At 48.1% G+C, this 17,476-nt stretch carries 16 protein-coding genes; 14 read left to right on the top strand and 2 right to left on the bottom strand.

The annotated features are described in order from the left end of the window. Positions 1 to 501: 501 nt before the first annotated feature. Positions 502 to 1,233, bottom strand: coding sequence for an FAD-dependent thymidylate synthase (thyX, locus tag BN4_RS16910; protein WP_015416635.1), 732 nt, complete (start codon positions 1,231 to 1,233; stop codon positions 502 to 504). Between the two features lie 115 nt (positions 1,234 to 1,348). Between thyX and BN4_RS16905 the strand changes: the two genes are divergently transcribed. Next, the gene (locus tag BN4_RS16905; protein ID WP_015416634.1) at positions 1,349 to 1,804 is read left to right on the top strand and encodes a DUF2721 domain-containing protein; all 456 of its coding nucleotides are present in this window, start codon (positions 1,349 to 1,351) and stop codon (positions 1,802 to 1,804) included. Here the strand turns inward: BN4_RS16905 and BN4_RS16900 are convergent. Beyond that, positions 1,798 to 2,325, bottom strand: coding sequence for a nucleoside/nucleotide kinase family protein (locus BN4_RS16900; protein WP_015416633.1), 528 nt, complete (start codon positions 2,323 to 2,325; stop codon positions 1,798 to 1,800). The genes BN4_RS16905 and BN4_RS16900 overlap by 7 nt on opposite strands. An 88-nt stretch (positions 2,326 to 2,413) precedes the next feature. Here BN4_RS16900 and BN4_RS16895 point away from each other — a divergent pair, with 88 nt between their 5' ends. The 13 genes from BN4_RS16895 (at position 2,414) to hemB (ending at position 17,474) form a co-directional block, all read left to right on the top strand. After that, positions 2,414 to 3,388, top strand: coding sequence for a zinc dependent phospholipase C family protein (locus BN4_RS16895; protein WP_015416632.1), 975 nt, complete (start codon positions 2,414 to 2,416; stop codon positions 3,386 to 3,388). Between the two features lie 82 nt (positions 3,389 to 3,470). Further along, entirely contained in the window at positions 3,471 to 4,241 is a 771-nt protein-coding gene (locus tag BN4_RS16890; RefSeq protein WP_015416631.1) for a hypothetical protein, read from the top strand. A 136-nt stretch (positions 4,242 to 4,377) separates the two neighbouring features. Further along, on the top strand, positions 4,378 to 6,081 hold the full coding sequence (locus tag BN4_RS16885) for a CgeB family protein (protein WP_015416630.1): 1,704 nt from the start codon (positions 4,378 to 4,380) through the stop codon (positions 6,079 to 6,081). 268 nt (positions 6,082 to 6,349) lie between these two features. Continuing rightward, on the top strand, positions 6,350 to 7,237 hold the full coding sequence (locus tag BN4_RS16880) for a flagellin N-terminal helical domain-containing protein (protein ID WP_015416629.1): 888 nt from the start codon (positions 6,350 to 6,352) through the stop codon (positions 7,235 to 7,237). 150 nt (positions 7,238 to 7,387) lie between these two features. Next, positions 7,388 to 9,082 carry a flagellar filament capping protein FliD gene (fliD, locus tag BN4_RS16875; protein ID WP_015416628.1) on the top strand — a complete coding sequence of 565 codons (1,695 nt, stop codon included), beginning with the start codon at positions 7,388 to 7,390 and terminating at the stop codon, positions 9,080 to 9,082. A 21-nt stretch (positions 9,083 to 9,103) separates the two neighbouring features. Beyond that, positions 9,104 to 9,739, top strand: a complete 636-nt coding sequence (gene fliS, locus BN4_RS16870) for a flagellar export chaperone FliS (protein WP_015416627.1) — start codon at positions 9,104 to 9,106, stop codon at positions 9,737 to 9,739. Positions 9,740 to 9,828: 89 nt separating this feature from the next. Beyond that, complete coding sequence (locus BN4_RS16865) at positions 9,829 to 10,902, top strand: glycosyltransferase family 4 protein (RefSeq protein WP_015416626.1); 1,074 nt, start codon at positions 9,829 to 9,831, stop codon at positions 10,900 to 10,902. After that, a complete protein-coding gene (locus tag BN4_RS16860) occupies positions 10,899 to 12,110 on the top strand; it encodes a glycosyltransferase family protein (protein ID WP_015416625.1) in 1,212 nt (403 codons plus the stop codon). The genes BN4_RS16865 and BN4_RS16860 overlap by 4 nt, the downstream gene beginning before the upstream one ends. A 91-nt stretch (positions 12,111 to 12,201) precedes the next feature. Next, positions 12,202 to 13,344, top strand: coding sequence for a YIP1 family protein (locus tag BN4_RS16855; RefSeq protein ID WP_015416624.1), 1,143 nt, complete (start codon positions 12,202 to 12,204; stop codon positions 13,342 to 13,344). Between the two features lie 11 nt (positions 13,345 to 13,355). After that, on the top strand, positions 13,356 to 13,688 hold the full coding sequence (locus tag BN4_RS16850; RefSeq protein WP_015416623.1) for a hypothetical protein: 333 nt from the start codon (positions 13,356 to 13,358) through the stop codon (positions 13,686 to 13,688). Positions 13,689 to 13,788: 100 nt separating this feature from the next. Next, a complete protein-coding gene (locus tag BN4_RS16845) occupies positions 13,789 to 14,937 on the top strand; it encodes an OmpA family protein (RefSeq protein WP_015416622.1) in 1,149 nt (382 codons plus the stop codon). Positions 14,938 to 15,086: 149 nt separating this feature from the next. Next, complete coding sequence (ahbC, locus tag BN4_RS16840; protein WP_015416621.1) at positions 15,087 to 16,280, top strand: 12,18-didecarboxysiroheme deacetylase; 1,194 nt, start codon at positions 15,087 to 15,089, stop codon at positions 16,278 to 16,280. Positions 16,281 to 16,490: 210 nt separating this feature from the next. Further along, on the top strand, positions 16,491 to 17,474 hold the full coding sequence (gene hemB / locus BN4_RS16835) for a porphobilinogen synthase (protein WP_015416620.1): 984 nt from the start codon (positions 16,491 to 16,493) through the stop codon (positions 17,472 to 17,474). Positions 17,475 to 17,476: the final 2 nt, after the last annotated feature.

Below are 17,476 nucleotides of genomic sequence, written 5' to 3'. Positions count from 1 at the left end.
TTATTTACTAAAATCAGAAACACCCGAAACAAGGCACTTCCCGGCCCGCATCCGATGAAACAGAGGTGTTACAAGGGTTTTCCCGCCCTTGAGTATTTCTAGAAAGCTTATTTTTAAACACCTGTTAAATACTTTTTCAACAGTATAAAAACACCATATCGCCGATTTACTCATTTTCATGGTTATTTTCTTTTTGAAAAATAATTTTCTCTACCAGAAGCCGACTGGCATATATTTTCTCACAAAATATATATCTCTTACAACATACTGTTTTTATAAGTATATTTTAAACAAGAGTCATTCTTAACTCAAAATATCTATTTTAGCAGAACCCCGCCAATGCCTCTATCTCCTTGATTCACAAGGCCTCCCATCTCAATAATCGTTATGAACACCGAGAACAGGCTGAAAAGACGGCAAAAAAACGCTTGACAGTTTTTTGCCAAGCGTTTCGCGGCTTCCAGCCGAAGAAGAAATTTCAGCTCTGGTGAAAAGAAAAAATCAGTTTTTTTCTCGAGTCGGGTACTTCCCGCAGGCAAATTTTGGCGATTCCGGGCAATAACCAAGCTGTTGGCAGCGAGCCCCACCATTGGCAAAGATGGCGGGAAGCTTTTCTTTGCAAACTTTAAGGAGTGCGTCAGCCAGGTCGCGAACTTCCCACTGTGCTCTCTGACAACACCGTAAATTGAAAAAATGATTCAGCGAACGACAATTCATGGTTATCACAATCTTGGTCTCCGCTGCTTGCGGCAAAACAAACCTCGCATCCTCATTGGCCTTGGATTTTCGTCCATTATCAATAAGTATCTGCCTCAGATCACCATAGGCGGATTGCACTTCCGCCATAAAGCGCTCAAAACGCTCCTTTGCTTCTGGAATCTTGGCAATGGCTGGCGGCACTATGAATTCCATATCGTTTTCGGCAACATAGCGCTGACTCTGCTGTGAATATGAAGCGATGCGATGACGCACGATCTGATGCGAACATGCCCGAGATATCCCTTCAACTGCAAATGTCATGGAAACATGTTCTATAGGGCTATCATGTCCGGATTCCATGGTCTTGCTGACAAAATCAGCCTGCACTTGCGGATCAATTTCGCCCGAAAGCAGCTTGGGCCACATGTCAGCGACAAATCCGGCATGATAACACTGCCTGAAAGCGGCGTAGATAAGCGAAAGCGCATCCGGCGTCATGGCCATGAATTCAACCCTGAGCTTCTTCTCCGGCATCTATAAAACTCCCTTCGATAGTCTTCGTTTCAAACTCGGGTCACTCTGTAACGCAAAGCGTGAGACATGTCATCTAACCCTTGACTCCCGTGTCCAAAAGGGAGAAAGACCTGCCATGGAAACAACACACCTCGTCACAATACTTCAAGCGTCTATTGCACCCTTTGTCCTGATTTCGGGCATCGGCCTGTTATTGCTTTCAATGACCAACCGCATTGCCAGACCAACGGACATAATCCGTCGACTGCTGGTCGAACTGGGAACCGCCAAGGAATCAGACAAGCAGTCCCTCCTGACGCAGATAACCTTGCTCAGGAAACGGTGCGCACTGCTTCGCACATCTATCGCCCTGTCAATCCTGGCAATTGTTTGTGTTGGGGGAGTCACCCTGCTCCTGTATGCGAGCCTGCTTTTGAGTATCAAATTACACATACTGATCCAGATACTCTTCGGAGGTTCCTTGGTCAGCCTTATTGCGAGCCTGCTTTTCCTGCTTCAGGACATACGTATAACTCTCAGGTCTCTTGATCTGGAGATAGACCGTCATAAGAATGCCCTGAAATCTCAATAGGCAATCTTCTCCAAAGCATCACCGAGGATCTCTTCCGGGGAATTTCCCGCCGGAAGAATAAAATGCAGGACACTGTAAAAGACCGGCTCCATAAGCGCCAAGCGGGCAGAAGATTTCTCCCACAGCTCCTGCTTGTCGCATCCGCTCCGGCCAATCGCCAACCGCTCGGAGACTGTATTTGAATCAGTCATGAGATAGAAAACCTTTCCTGCCCCATGAATATACGGTTGTATAGCAAGGTCTTCCACCAGAGCGTCGTCGAGCACCACAATCTGTCGAGTTCCGTCGAGACTCCTTTTTGCCTCGGCGGAATTTTCTGGAACTACAACAGGCAATCCAATCTCTTGATTCAACAAAAGAGAGAGTGCTCTCTTGCCGCTACCAGCGAGACCGATAAGCACTATATTCCCCGTATCTTTCCAGGCGTCCGCATAATCTGCCCGCTTTTCCCCTTGACCAAAGGCCTTGGAGACATCGGGTTCCTCGACATCGTATTGCTCATTTATCAAAAATTTCGTCATTATCAATCCTTTTCATACTTTCCACTCTAGTCACAATGAATATTCTCAAGTAGGATTCCAAGACTGTAAACAGAATCTGGAGTGAGCCATGCCTAAAGAATTAATACATTTTTCCATCGCGGAACTCACCGCAGCCAGGCTGGAAGACTCTCAATACGCTGCTTGCATCGCTCAGGAACCCAATGGCCTGCTTCTCGGCTCCATATTTCATGACGCCCTTTTTTATGCAGTCATGCCCGGAGGGAAACGCCTGGAGGCTCTTTCCCATCAACTCCATGGAGTCGATGGTCAGGATACCTTTCACATAGTCACGATGCAGCTCCAACAGATTCAGTCGGTCAAGTCAACCGCCCTCCCAATATCAGTGCTGGTCGGTATGGTCTCACATCTCTTCGCCGATACCATCATGCATCCCTTTGTCTGGTACTTCACAGGCAATTATTACGATCAATCTCCTTCCAGCAAGAGCATAGCCAGGCAGCGCCATAGAGCTCTTGAATCACTTATGGACATGGTCGTATGTCCTCAAAAAATCAAACACCCGACCTATTGCATCAAAAACCAACTGAAAAAGTGCAACAAACTGATTTCAAAAGGACTTCCTGTACATGGGATTGCCGACATGGCCAAAATGCCATCCGCGAATGTCATGGAGCAGCTTGGCACGGCTTGGAGTATTTTCAGCACCCTACAGACCCTGACCACCACAGGATGGATCGCACGAACAACCTACGGGATCAAACCCTATAGCCCAGCGGTATTAAAAGAGATAATATCCCTATTTTATGCACCGCAGCTCTTGGAGCAAGGGCCATTTCTAGCTGGAGAAATTGACTTTTCCCATCCTGTGACAGGGAAGAAAAAAAGCACGACCCTTACCCAAATGATGAATGAAGCGGCTGACCTTGCAGGCGAGTTCTGCCTGAATCTCGAAGCTACCGTCTTTGACGGTGCTCCCTCTCCACCACAACCCCGAGGCCCATCGCTTGATACAGGTTTCGCTTCCATCCCCACGAACCAAATGATCCACTTCTCAAGTCCACCTTTCCCAGATCTTTCCTAACCACTTTTTTACAAAGTGCCGGTTGCGCTCATACAATAACTCATTTACGATTTCGTTGAATCAATTTTCAAAAGGAGCTTACATGAAAAAATATATCTTTATTGGTGGAGGAGCTATAATATTGGGTATCATTGCCATCATCGTTCTGGCAGTGCTCAATCTCGGCACACTCATCAAAACCGCGACAGAAGAATATGGACCGGCAATGACCAAGACAGCCGTCAAACTCGATTCTGCCGACATATCAATCCTTTCTGGCTCAGGCTCCCTCAGTGGATTCCTCCTTGGCAACCCCAAAGGGTTCACCATGCCCAGTGCGATTGAATGCGATACGATCAGAGTTAAGGTGGACAAGGGATCATTGACTTCGGATACCATTATTATTGATGAGATATATATTGATGCTCCAGTCATCAGCTATGAACAAAAAGGGAAGACTGACAATTTCCAGACTATCCTGAACAATATCAACCAAGCTATTGCGAGTGACCAAAAAGCGACCAAGAATACTGAAGCATCCGATGAGTCCGGCTCAGAAAAGAATATCCAAATCAACAATTTTATTGTCAAGAATGGCACGATCAATCTTGGTGGGTCACTCATGAAAATATTCGGAGAGGGCGGCATGGGAATTGACCTTCCCGACATTCATCTGAAAGACATAGGCAAGGAAAGCAAAACGTCTCCGGCCGAAGCGTTTTCCATAGTTCTCAAGGAAATGACAGGAGACATCTCCGGTACAGTCAGCAATGTTGGAAAAGAGTTGAAAAAACAACTTAACAACGCGGTTGAAGGAGTGACTGGCGGAACGGACTCTATCGGGAAAGCTGTCAAAGGGCTGTTTGGAGATTAAGCTGCCCCCTCCCCCTCTCGAATAAAGACCTCAACAAGACCGCGCCCCTTCAAATGGGTGCGGTCTTGCCATTACATAATATATAGAGAAAGAAGCCTCCTTGCGGAAAGTGGCCGCTATACCATAATATACTTCCATGAAAAACACTCTGCCTTACACTGTCGAAAGCATCTCCGATGCCGACGGGCCAGTTGACATCCGCATAATTCGAGATGGAAAGACATGGCACCTCTGGGGACGATATGGCAAACAGAAAGAACTGGATCTGATCTCAAGGATTCCTAAGAAGAGCCTTCCCGTCTTTATAGGAGCCGGATTAGGGCATGGCATCTCAACGCTGCTCCAACAGAAAAGGCTCGTGGCAGTCATTGATCGAGAACATGAAATTTCCCGTATAACCGGATCTCAAAGGGATCTTGGGGAAAATCCGAATATTCTCTGGCTCAACGAAAACTCTCCCCAAAAGATACTTGAAGAACTCTTCGCATGGCAGACCAAGAATGGAGGAATGCCCTTTGCTCCAGTGGTCCTCCCGCTCTACCCAAGACTCGACAGAGAATTCTACGGCACTTTAATCGAATCCCTGAAATCTCCTGCTCAATACGATTTTTGGACACAGGCGCAATATCCCAAATTCCAGGCAACATCGCCACGCATTCTTTTCTTCGATTCCCAATATTTTCTCTGTAATGAAATCCAGACGTCTCTCCAACGGCTTGAGATCGAGCATCGAGCGCTTAAAATTAATACAACAGGCTTGGGGGAACAGGCTTTCATTGAAGAGTTGCTCAAAGCAGTCATCGATTTCAAGCCGGATTTCGTGCTCACGGTTAACCATTTCGGATTGGATCGACAGGGAAAACTTGCTGCTCTTTTAGAAGAACTTCACCTGCCGCTTGCATCCTGGTTCGTTGATAATCCTCATTTGATTCTACACCATTATACCCACCCCGGAACCGATAACACCGCTATTTTCACGTATGATGCGGGCAACCTCGAACCATTACGGCGCAAAGGATTCGCCAACACATACTACCTCCCGTTAGCGACTGATCCCCAAAGATTCAGCCAGAAGAATTTCTCGTACGATGTCAAATCATGGCAATCCGATGTCTCGTTTGTGGGAAATTCCATGACGCAAGCAGTCGCCAAAAGCCTCGAACTATCGCACCTCACCGAACCATGGGCTTCAACATTTCCTACAATTGCAGCTGATTTCGAAAAATCCGGCACCTGCGATGTCGCCACATATCTTCAAACGAATGCATCATCCTGGGCAGCACTCCTTGAGAAGCAACCAACCCAGGAAAGCAAACTTGCTCTGGAATCGCTCCTGACTTGGGAAGCAACCAGACAATATCGCCTGAAATGTGTGCGAAAGACACTCCCCCATCACCCCCTTGTCGTTGGAGACACGGGCTGGCTATCACTGTTTCAGGATGATAAGCGATGGCACTATCTCCCCGGCATTGACTACTATGAAGACTTACCCCGATTTTACCCGCAATCAACAGTCAACTTCAATTGCACCAGCCGACAAATGATTGGAGCAGTCAATCAACGCGTTTTCGATGTCCCGGCGAGTGGCGCTTTTGTTCTGACAGACTACCGTGACCAAATGGAATCCCTTTTCGACCTTGAATCCGAAGTTGTCGTTTATCGAGATCCGGATGAAATTCCTTCACTCATAGAACGCTCCCTAAAAGATCATCACACCCGCAAACGCATTATAAACGCTGCCTTGAAGCGAATTCATGCCGAGCACACCTATGAGATACGTCTGAAGAAGCTCTGTTCTCACATGCGAAATACTTTTCTAAGCCAACCTGCGAGACTATAAGCAACTCTCTTTTACCCTCAAATCAAGAAAGGAGCCGGCCTGATCATGCGTAAAAGTACTGATCTGACCGGCTCTTCTCTTTCTATTCTTAAGTTTAATGCGACGTATCCCCCTTTTATTTCATGAATATAAAAAATCGTTCACAAGACCTAAAGTTTTCTTCAGAGAAGACGATGAGTAAATCAACAAGCGAGAGATTTGCCCGGTAAAGATATTTCGGGTGGAAAATCTCAGGCATGGAAGCCGAAACAATTTCAAGGAGGAAATTATGGCTCTGGTTATTAACAACAACTTGATGGCAATGAACGCAGCCCGCAACTTGGGAAGTTCGTTTGGAGCTTTGGAAACGTCAACCCGTCGCCTGTCTTCGGGAATGCGTATTACCCAATCCTCGGATGATGCTGCTGGTCTGGCTGTCCGAGAGTTGATGCGCGCCGACATTACGTCCCTCAATCAGGGTATTCGTAACGCAAACGATGCCATCTCCCTTATTCAGACAGCTGACGGCGCCCTCGGCGTTATCGATGAAAAGCTGATCCGTATGAAGGAATTGGCCATGCAGGCCTCCACGGGTACCTATAACTCCGATCAGCGCCTGATCATCGACTCAGAGTATCAGGCAATGGCTTCGGAAATTACCCGTATCGCCAACTCGACCGACTTCAACGGCATTTACCTGCTGAACGGAAACCTGTCCTCCTCCACCCACTCCGGTGCAGGACTGAAGGCATCCGGTCAGTTGAAGGTTCACTTTGGTACCGGTAATGACTCTTCGGAAGATTACTACTACATCCAGATCGACACCTCGACCGCTTCGGCTCTTGGCGTTGGATTGGGTGCCGGAACTGGTGCCGGAGCCTCAATTTCAACCCAGGCTCTTGCCCAGCAATCCCTGGATGTTCTGAGTAACGCGATTATCTCCAAGGATAAGATTCGCGCAAACCTCGGAGCCTTGCAAAACAGGCTGGAAAACACCGTTACAGTTCTGGAAATCCAGGCCGAAAACGTCCAGGCTGCCGAATCTCGAATCTCTGATGTTGATGTCGCCTCCGAGATGACCGAGTTCGTCCGAAACCAGATCAAGACTCAGGCAGCGGTTTCCATGCTGTCTCAGGCCAACTCCTTGCCGAGAATGGCTCTGTCCCTTATCGGTTAGTCTTGATACGAGTCGCATTGTTGCGCACTTCCGGCCGGGCTCTCATGCAGAGTCCGGCCCTTTTATTGGCTTGGGCCAGGGTGGCATTAGGTTTGCAGATTAATGGTGACCCAATGTGTAGGGAAAAAACTTCCACGTAGGAATAACGCCATGGCAGACGATACTTACAGCTCCGGTTCAATCAACTTTACCGGCCTCGGAAACGGGACCGACTTCAACCAACTTATTGATGGTCTGGTCGATGCCGAGATGGTTCGCGTCGACCGACTGGAAAACTGGAAGGCAAGCTGGGAAATCAAAAGCGAGGAATTCAAGTCCCTGAATACGCAGATGCTCAGTCTCAAGACCGCCCTCCAAAGTATTGATACTATCAATGAGTTCATGGCCAAAACTGTCAACAGCACAAACTCGACCCTCTTGACGGCTACGGCTGATAGTTCAGCTCAGGAAGCATCCCACACAATTGAAATAGGGCAACTCGCCACTAATGATGTTCACATCACCAATTCCGGCGTCAGCGACCTCAGCGCGACCATCACAGACTCCAACACTTCATTCAGTTTTTCCTATGCAGGTGAAACCGTCACCATCAGCAATATTTCAGCAGGAACGACACTCGAAGGATTTGTTAATATCATCAACAATCATGCAGACTCCAAGGATCTTGTTCGCGCATCGACAATCTTTGACGGCTCTGTTTACCATCTCCAGATAAATGGTTTGGACCAAGGTGGTGATAACCAACTTGTCATATCCAATGCCGGGGATATCATTTTTAGTGCATCTGATTTCCATGAAACCCAAAATGCTCAAAACTCACAAATCAGGGTCAATGGATTCCCCTCAGCCGGAGGAGGTTGGATCGAACGATCCAGCAACAGCATCAATGATATTATCGAGGGAATCACACTGAACCTGAACCAAGCGGACCCCGGAACAAATGTTCAGGTCAATATAGTCACTGACACTGCCGAAATTAAAAACAACGTAATCAAATTCATTGATCAGGTGAACGTTGTCCGAGCGCAAATTCAGGCAATTACCGATGTCGATGAAGACGGAGAAGGTTCCATCCTTACCGGAAACTATGGAATTGACATGATTTCCCAAAAGTTAAAGAACATTACCGCAGACCTTGGTCTTGGCTTTGTTCCATGGGATCAAGAAACTTTGAGAGGAGATCACTATTCTGCCCTATCGCAATTCGGCATTTTGACCGATGCAGAAGAAGGGTCCACCACATATGGCCTGCTCAAACTTGATGACGAGCTCTTTGATGAAGTCTTGCAGAGTGACCCGGATGCCATCGCCGAACTGTTCGCAGCGAACAATATCGGAGAGAGTCAATCGCCGGACTATACATTTACCTCGCTTATTGAAGGAACAACCAAGCCAGGTATCTACGATGTCTCAATCATCAGTGATGGAAACGAAATAACAAGCGCAACGATCAATGGAGAGCCTGCTTCCATCTCGGGATGGGAAATAACGGGAACAACCGGAGATTCGCTGGGTATGGCCATCCGCCTCGACAACACAGGCGCGGGGACATATGATGGCACAGTTTCTGTCAAAATGGGTAAGGCTGGTGAATTGGTCGATGAATTGACAGCACTCACCAAACCGTACAATGAATTCACGTACGAAGGTGGCCCTCTTGCAGTATTGCAGGACAACTATAAGGACATCATGGACAACATCGATTCGAAAATCGAATACGAGACCACACGAATCGAAAAGTTGGAACGCAACATGAAGCTGAAGTATGCTCGACTGGACGCCTTACTCGGCCAGTACGAACTGCAACAAGGCCAGCTTGAAAGCTCGCTGGCTCAGCTCGAGTAGCAAAGACAGGAGGAAGACTGAATGGCCAACCCTGCACGGGCCTATCTTGCAACCCAGGTCGAAACGACCACGCAAGGCGAACTCTTGATCATGCTCTATGACGCCGCGATCAAGTTCCTCAAACGCGCCAAGCTTGAAATTGACAACAAGGATTTCGCCAAAAAAGGAATATATATTTCCAAGGCCATGGCGATTATTCATGAGCTGTCGGAAAGTCTGAATAAGGAAAAAGGTGGAGAAATAACGCCTCGCCTTGCTCAACTCTACATGTTCTGCACCTCGCAGCTCCTCAAGGCGAACATTCGCCTGGACAAAAAAATGATTGATGATGTCATCAAGATCCTAGACGGAATTCGTTCCGCCTATGTCCAGATTGTGCCTACGGAAGAAGGAAAGGCAGCTCCTGGTGATTCGCGGCAAATCTCGGCAAAAGGGACGGAGCCAATGGCTCCTTCTGTCCCGGTAGCCCCTCCGATTATGCCCCAATCGGCTTCCCCCGCTCAGCCGTCGGCACCACAGAAAACTCAGACTCAGCCGAAGCCAACAACTGGAGAACAACCAACACCGCCCCAAAACGAAGAACCAGCCAAACTCCGATCAGCTTTCAACGCTGCCAAATTCAGGGCTGCCAACGCATACAGCAATAACAACGGTTAATCAAAATCGGCCCTCTGGGGCCGATTTTCTTTTGGGTTCCAAGCACCTGCCATATTTACAAGCCCCACTGCATATGGCACCTTTCCACCATGTCTGATTCACGGATTCGAGTCCTCCATGTTGTCAAATCCCTGAACCTTGGCGGTACGGAAAAAGTTATGCGACTGCTCGTTGCAAACCTGGACCGCCAGCGGTTCAATCCTGTAGTATATGCCGCAGGAAATGGGGAAGTTGGCACACAACTCAGGGCACAGGGAATTACAACCCACATAGGTGGGGATATCCTGAAGCTCCTGCATTCATTTCAGCCGCATATTGTCCATATTCATCGCGCTGGCTGGCCCGAACCAGGACAGTTGACCCCCATGAAACTGGCAAAAATACCCGTTGTGGTCGAGACAAATGTTTTTGGGCATCATGACCCCAGCCCCGCAGCGCTTATTCTTGACAGGACTCTTTTTGTTTCGAAGTTTTGCCTTGATCGTTTTGCCCACGTCCATGGTATCAATGCCTGTCCTCCTCGATATTCATTTCTTTACAACCCGGTTGATACCGATTTTCTGGCCAAACATGCTCTCAAGAACAAAGATTTTTCTCTCCCTATCGCAGGAAGAATATCCCGAGCAGATCCGGGGAAATGGTCTTCGCTCGCACTGGAAATCCTTCCTCGCCTGGTTCAAGATATTCCCAACTTCCAGTACCATATTATAGGCGGAATTCCCGAAGCATACGATTATGTAAATACGCATAGGCTTGATCAGAATGTTGTCTTCCATGATCCGGTTCATACAGATGCAGAAGTCGCTGACTTCATGAATGAACTTTCATTGCTGGCCCATGCCAATGATACTGGAGAATCCTTTGGCCTCGTCATAGCTGAGGCCATGGCTTGTGGATTACCTGTGGTCACACATCCCTGTGAAGGACTTAAGGACAATGCACAGCTTGAACTGGTTGAACATGGTGTCACCGGACTGGTTGCACGAACTCTCGAGGACTATGTTGGAGCCGTCAAATATCTGCTGACTCACCCGGAAGAAGCGAAACGCATGGGACAGAACGGACAATCGAAAGCAGCGCAGCTCTATCGAATGCAGGACATTGCCGCACAGCTTGAAACCATTTACACAGAACTCCTGACTCTCAAAGGAATCACATCATGAGCATCAGCTTGATACAAGAATATACACATTCGGTCCTGACCTTCGACTTCAAGAAACCAGAGGCGATTCACAATGAAAAGCTATCGAAGAAACAAGACGAAATGGAGACCTTTATCCAAAGGACCGTCAATCTTCACGCAAAAAGTGGCGCATGCACTCTTATCCTGTTTGGACTTGGTTCCGGTTCCCACGCCTTGGCTCTTGCAGAGGCTCTCCCCCAAGAAATGAATCTTATTGTTTGTGAAACGGGGTTGACCACTGCTCGGGATTTCCTGAAGAATAATCCAGAATGGCATTCAAGCACGCGGAAGGCTGTTGCATGCGACACCTCCCCCTGGGCTCTCCTCTATTTACTTTTTACGATTGGTATAACTACAAAAAACGCTCATACAGCCCTGAACCCGGATCTTGACGAAAAGACGAAAAACAAATTTCAATCACTCCAACGTCTTTTTATCAGCGCCCGACCACATCAGGCGATCAACAGTTCCTACCTGAGCCATGTCGCTGTGCAGGCTCCAGACCTGAGTGTTGGAGTAATTCTCCACCCGGAGGAGCCGGATTTAGAGACTTTTTTCGCACAATTCCCGGATTGGATTAAAGAAATAGTGGTCATTTGGGACAGTCACGAAGTACCAGCAAAAGAATTTCGATGCGAGGCTAACATCAGACACTTTGCCCATCCCCTGGAGGATTTTGCAGATCAACGTAACCTGATGCTGGAAAAATGTGACGGTGAATGGATTCTTTACCTGGACGGCGATGAAATGTTCAGTGAAGACACTTGGGCACTTTTCACTGCCCTTCTGCTCATTAAACGCCTGGAAGCATGCTACTTTCCCCGCATGACATTGTACCCGGACTCAGAGAACAGCAAGATCGGATTCGGGTTATGGCCGGACCTGCAATTACGCCTTTTCAAAAATCTCCCGGGGATCACATTTGATCGCCCTGTGCATGAGCGTCTCCATGGCATAACAGGACGAACGGCCCTGGCTGTTGACGCGCCTATTGTACATTTCAGCCGCCTTCGAAAAGGGACCAAAGAATTGACTGCAAAGCTGGAACGCTTTGACAAAGCCGGTGGCGACCGTATACATCACATCCTCAATAATGAATACCCAAGCCTGAAACGCTCTCACTTCGCTGAAGCCTCTTTCATTGCAGGGACTCTCCAAGTCATGCTGCTTGAAGAGAATCCCGTATAGCATTTGACCATATTTGCACCAAACTTGATTCTTCCGTACAAAATAGCTACGAGCACACGATACTGACCGCAACGTCTTTCGAGGAATGACGATGGAAATAATTTGCCCTGAATGCCAATTTGGCAGAGAAGTTGACGAAACGAAGATTCCGGCACGTTCTGCTATGGCGACATGCCCCAAGTGCCGGACCAAATTTCAATTTCGGGACATCCCTGAGGATGATTTCGTCATTGAAGAACAGGAGGAGACTTCTACTCTCCCTACCACCCCTCCCGCGCAAACGACACATGAAGAGATTCCATCGGATCAAGCCGAGACAGTCTCTCCAACACCGAAAAACTCGGATAAAAAGCGTAAAATGGAAGAAGAGTCCGACCTTCCTTCCCTCACAGCCCCAGGCGAAAAAACAGAGGAAGGACTGTGGGAGAAGCTTGACAGTATGCGCCCCCCAGAGACCTCGCGGGAACAAAATCACACAGAAGAACCGCGCGAAAAATCATATCAACAAAAAAATCAAGAGCCTGTTCCCGGATGGACAGGTGAATTCAATGAAGATTTCCCAGATCCGATGCAGGAATCATTGAAATCTGAAGAGGAAGAACACAACTCCATTTTGGTCCCGCCTCCTTTTGAGCAATTGGATCGCTATGGTTTTTTTCCTGGCTTGTTCCTGACCATCAAACTGATTCTGACATCTCCAAAACTCTTTTTTTCAGTCATGCCGGTCGGCGGAGGGCTTTCCAAACCTCTGGCTTTTGCCATCTTACTCCCAATGATTCAGGAATTATTCCAATTTCTTTGGGGACTTGGAGGACTTTCTCCACTCACGGGAAACAATAATTCATTGACCAATGAAGTGTCATCAACAGCAATGCTTACTATCCTGCTTCTCATGCCTGCTGTCGTTACTGCCGGTCAATTTCTCATGGCCGGATTATACCATCTTCTCTTGAAGCTGACCCAAGAGGATCGGCAAGGTTTCGAAGGGACATTCCGCGTCTTGGCCTACTCCAACACACCGGTTATTCTGGGGCTTTTCCCTATGCCGACCATGAATATCCAGTTAGGGTGGATGTGTATCACCGTCATCCTGCGTCTTGCCCTGACGGTTGTGGGGCTTAAACAGGTACACAGTTCATCCTACTCGAAAATCATTCCTATTACCCTTATTCCTATCCTACTAGCCATGATTGCTGGCTTTTATTCAGCAAACAGTTCCGGACTGTTAATTTAGGGAGCATAGGTATGGGATGGTTCAGGGATAAGGTCGAGAGCTTTCGCGCACAGCGTCAACTGGCACGTCAGATACAGCCCCGGAACTTCAAGAAAATGGCACATGAAATTCGTGAACTCGCAGTCCTTGCCTCGCAACTCAGCCCGCGAGGCAAGGACATTCAAACTCTGATCCGAAACATACTCAATGAAATGGATCGCCTGAGCGACTTGGCAGACAGGCCTGAATTTCGCAAGCTTTCAACCGGGAAAAAAATACTCCTGCGCCAGGGATTGCTTGAATCCAAAGAACAACTTCTCGAATCCATTGAGTCTGCGCCCTCCCCCACCGAAAGACTTCAGTAGCTCTGCGGCACATATATTGCTTTTCATGTTCATTCTCTTCGGAGTGTCAGTACAGTGGCGCACTCCTCGGAATCATTGCAACATCAATCCGGTGGACGTTATGAAAAAGATACTACTTCTAGGCCTGTTATCTATACTCGCAGCATGTGGACACATCGATGCTTCCCTTTCGGAACCACCAACCATATACCACGATGTGCCTGTCAGGAAATCGTCACTTCAGGTTTCTATCCACCCAAAGGGGAAAGAGTACCGACCACTCACAGCCTATATTCCACCTTTTATCATCCAACAGCCAAACAGTGACTATAGACACCTCGCAAATACCTTTGCCGAAATTTTTCATTATGCCTGGACTGAAGAACGTCTATTCCCCACTCAAGAGCTGCGGCACGACACTCTGAACAAAGGAATGCAAGAAGCTCTGGCACAAGCGCGTTTTCGAGGAGCCGACCTGCTTGTTCTCGGGTATGTCCCTTATTTCTATGCGGGGCACACTTTGGATGATACAGCCATAACCATCGCCATAAAAATATACTCGACCGAGAGTGGGGAACTCCTCTGGGACATGATACAGTCAGGAAGAATCGCCAAACGAGAAACCGAAGACTACATAGTTTTCCAGCAGGCATACCGCATGTCAGAAGGTCCGTTCAATAAAATCATACGTGCCATAGCAAAAGACATGGCACTGCCGCTCAAAGGCTGGTTGCCCACTCCTGATTCCAACTATCCGTTTGCTGCCAATGTTCAGGAAGTCAAAGCCAATCTGACGGCAGAACCTCTTGCTCCTGCCCCACTGAAAACTTCTACAGATCAGCAAAAAATAGAAACGGACCTCCCTCCCGAGACCACTGCCAAACAGCCCTCGGCCAAAGAAGTTCCCTCCCAGCGCCCCCAGGTAAAAGGTGTGAATCTGGACATCCATTTCAAATTCGACAACGCAATTATTGATCAGGAATCATATACTCTGCTCGATTCAGTAGGCCAAGCCATGACATCTCCGGAACTGACAGGTAAATCAATTATCATTGCAGGACATACTGATGCCACTGGTTCAGAACTGTACAACCTGAATCTTTCCAAAAAACGTGCCCAGGCAGTCAAAGAATATCTTGTCTCAAAATGGAATATAGCACCGGAAACCATGCAAGCTGTGGGCTATGGTCAATCACGTCCCTTGACCACAGGAAAAACTGCTGCCGATTTGAAAAAGAATCGACGCGTTGAGATTAGACTGGCAGAATAATCTCCATTCACCTTGACTTTTTGATAACTACTACTATCGTTTGCTGAAGAAAAAGAATGAGGACCTTTTACGGGTCCTCATTTCGTCTTTTCACCTGCACTTTTGTATGCTACCTGAAACCTTCACTTCATAAGAGAGGTTTAAACCACATGATAGGCATTTCCAAACTTTACTGCGGTGCTGTCGAGCCTTCAGACGCTCTTCGTTACAACCGCGAATCAGGCCAACTGCCTTCCCATCTTCTGCAGTTCGCCAAAGACAAAAAACCGGTCGTTGTCTGGAACATGACCCAACGCTGCAACCTCAAGTGTGTTCATTGTTACGCACATGCGGTCGATCCAAGCAGCCAAAAAGACCCGATTTCGAACGAGAAAGCAAAAGAAATCATTGATGATCTTGCGCAATTTGGCGCACCCGTCATGCTTTTCTCCGGTGGCGAACCCCTAGTTCGTGAAGACCTGGTAGACTTGGCCAAATACGCGACCTCCAAAGGTATGCGCGCCGTCATTTCCACCAATGGCACGCTCATTACCAAAGCCAAGGCCAGAGAACTCAAAGAGGTCGGCCTTTCCTACGTCGGAATTTCTTTGGATGGGGCCGAAGAGGTCCATGACAAATTCCGTGGAGTCAAAGGCTCATACAAACAGGCCCTCAAGGGCGTGGAAAACTGTATGGCCGAGGGGCTCAAAGTCGGTTTGCGTTTCACCATAAACAAGCGCAATGCCGTTGAAGTTCCTCACCTCTTTAATCTGATTGAAACGATGGAAATCCCGCGCATCTGTTTCTACCATCTCGTCTACTCCGGCCGAGGTTCCGATCTTATGAAAGAGGATCTGAACCACCAGGAAACCCGTGAAGTCGTTGATGTGATCATGGACCGTACACGCGCACTGTTTGACAAAGGCATTCCCAAAGAAGTCCTGACTGTTGATAACCATGCTGACGGTCCTCACGTTTATCACAGATTGCTCAAGGAAGATCCCAAACGCGCTGCAGAAGTCCTCGAACTGCTCAAAATGAACGAGGGCAACTCCTCCGGGCGTGGCATCGGTTGCATTTCCTGGGATGGCAAGGTCCATGCTGACCAGTTCATGCGGCACATCACTTTCGGTAATGTACTAGAGCGTCCGTTCTCCGAAATCTGGACTGACCCCAAAATCGAACTTCTCCAGAAGCTCAAAGATAAACGACCACATGTCGGCGGACGATGTGCAACATGTCGCTTCCTGAACATTTGTGGCGGTAATTTCCGTGCTCGCGCAGAAGCTGTCTACGACGACTTCTGGGCGCAGGACCCTGCCTGTTATCTTACAGACGAAGAGATCAGCGGCGAAAAGCTGTAAAAGAAATGCACGGCGGCCGAGGAGCTTCACCTGAAGCTTCCCGGCCGCCTTTCCACTCTTTTGGTCCATGCCGCCAGGTATGACGAACTCCTCGTCGCTGCCCCTGAGCGGCCTTTTTTGTGCCGGAATGAAAAATCATGCACTTGATTGGCGAGATTCGCAAAAACAGGTACAGATGACTTCACAGTAAATCTCTTGAATGGAGCAACCATGATTCCTACTGATTTTTTCCGTGGTCGCAGACTTCGCAACAGCCTGACCCTGCGTCAGCTTGTCCGCGAAAATGAGATCACCGCCAATGATTTGATCATGCCTTACTTTGTTGCCGAAACAGATGACGTTTCTTTCATGAAAGAAATATCATCTATGCCCGGTCAATATCAGTTGTCACTCGAACAGCTGAAGAAGAAAGTCGGAGAAGCCGTAGAAAACGGCTTAAAATCCTGCATTCTTTTTGGCATACCAGCAGAAAAGGATGCAGTGGGTTCACAAGCATACGACGATGCCGGGATTGTTCAAAAAGCCATCCGTATGCTCAAGGATACCTGGCCGGAACTTGTCGTCTGTGCAGATACGTGCCTGTGTGAGTATACATCTCATGGCCATTGCGGCATTGTCAAAAATGACTATGTCGTTAATGATCCCACATTGAATCTTCTGGCCAAAACGGCTGTGGCCCAGGCTCGGGCCGGGGCAGACATCGTCGCTCCATCCGACATGATGGATGGCCGTGTGGCAGCAATACGTGCCGCTCTGGATGATGCTGGCTTTATCAATACCCCAATCATGTCTTACGCGGTGAAATATGCATCATCCTTCTATGGACCTTTTCGCGAAGCAGCTGAATCCTCACCCCAGTTCGGCGACCGCAAGACATATCAGATGGACCCGCCCAATAGCAGAGAAGCCATGCGTGAAGCCGTAGCAGACCTTGAAGAAGGCGCGGATATTCTCATGGTCAAACCCGGTATGCCGTACCTGGATATCCTCAGGCAGGTCCGTGACAACTTTGACACCCCAGTCGCGGCCTATCAGGTCAGTGGTGAATATTCCATGATCAAGGCCGCAGCCCAAAATGGTTGGATCGATGAAGAAGGCGTGGTTATGGAAGCTCTTGTTGCTTTCAAACGCGCTGGAGCCGATCTTATTCTTACCTATTTTACCGAAGACGTCTTGAAGACGCTGAAAAGATAATC

The sequence above is a fragment of the Pseudodesulfovibrio piezophilus C1TLV30 genome (assembly GCF_000341895.1).
Lineage (GTDB): Bacteria > Desulfobacterota > Desulfovibrionia > Desulfovibrionales > Desulfovibrionaceae > Pseudodesulfovibrio > Pseudodesulfovibrio piezophilus.
This window is presented reverse-complemented; position numbering and strand designations above follow the sequence as displayed.

What these genes read in the sequence shown, in the direction of transcription:
- thyX (WP_015416635.1), bottom strand. Translation starts at nt 1,233, where the DNA reads ATGCCGGAGAAGAAGCTCAGGGTTGAATTCATGGCCATGACGCCGGAT.
- BN4_RS16905 (WP_015416634.1), top strand. Translation starts at nt 1,349, where the DNA reads ATGGAAACAACACACCTCGTCACAATACTTCAAGCGTCTATTGCACCC.
- BN4_RS16900 (WP_015416633.1), bottom strand. Translation starts at nt 2,325, where the DNA reads ATGACGAAATTTTTGATAAATGAGCAATACGATGTCGAGGAACCCGAT.
- BN4_RS16895 (WP_015416632.1), top strand. Translation starts at nt 2,414, where the DNA reads ATGCCTAAAGAATTAATACATTTTTCCATCGCGGAACTCACCGCAGCC.
- BN4_RS16890 (WP_015416631.1), top strand. Translation starts at nt 3,471, where the DNA reads ATGAAAAAATATATCTTTATTGGTGGAGGAGCTATAATATTGGGTATC.
- BN4_RS16885 (WP_015416630.1), top strand. Translation starts at nt 4,378, where the DNA reads ATGAAAAACACTCTGCCTTACACTGTCGAAAGCATCTCCGATGCCGAC.
- BN4_RS16880 (WP_015416629.1), top strand. Translation starts at nt 6,350, where the DNA reads ATGGCTCTGGTTATTAACAACAACTTGATGGCAATGAACGCAGCCCGC.
- fliD (WP_015416628.1), top strand. Translation starts at nt 7,388, where the DNA reads ATGGCAGACGATACTTACAGCTCCGGTTCAATCAACTTTACCGGCCTC.
- fliS (WP_015416627.1), top strand. Translation starts at nt 9,104, where the DNA reads ATGGCCAACCCTGCACGGGCCTATCTTGCAACCCAGGTCGAAACGACC.
- BN4_RS16865 (WP_015416626.1), top strand. Translation starts at nt 9,829, where the DNA reads ATGTCTGATTCACGGATTCGAGTCCTCCATGTTGTCAAATCCCTGAAC.
- BN4_RS16860 (WP_015416625.1), top strand. Translation starts at nt 10,899, where the DNA reads ATGAGCATCAGCTTGATACAAGAATATACACATTCGGTCCTGACCTTC.
- BN4_RS16855 (WP_015416624.1), top strand. Translation starts at nt 12,202, where the DNA reads ATGGAAATAATTTGCCCTGAATGCCAATTTGGCAGAGAAGTTGACGAA.
- BN4_RS16850 (WP_015416623.1), top strand. Translation starts at nt 13,356, where the DNA reads ATGGGATGGTTCAGGGATAAGGTCGAGAGCTTTCGCGCACAGCGTCAA.
- BN4_RS16845 (WP_015416622.1), top strand. Translation starts at nt 13,789, where the DNA reads ATGAAAAAGATACTACTTCTAGGCCTGTTATCTATACTCGCAGCATGT.
- ahbC (WP_015416621.1), top strand. Translation starts at nt 15,087, where the DNA reads ATGATAGGCATTTCCAAACTTTACTGCGGTGCTGTCGAGCCTTCAGAC.
- hemB (WP_015416620.1), top strand. Translation starts at nt 16,491, where the DNA reads ATGATTCCTACTGATTTTTTCCGTGGTCGCAGACTTCGCAACAGCCTG.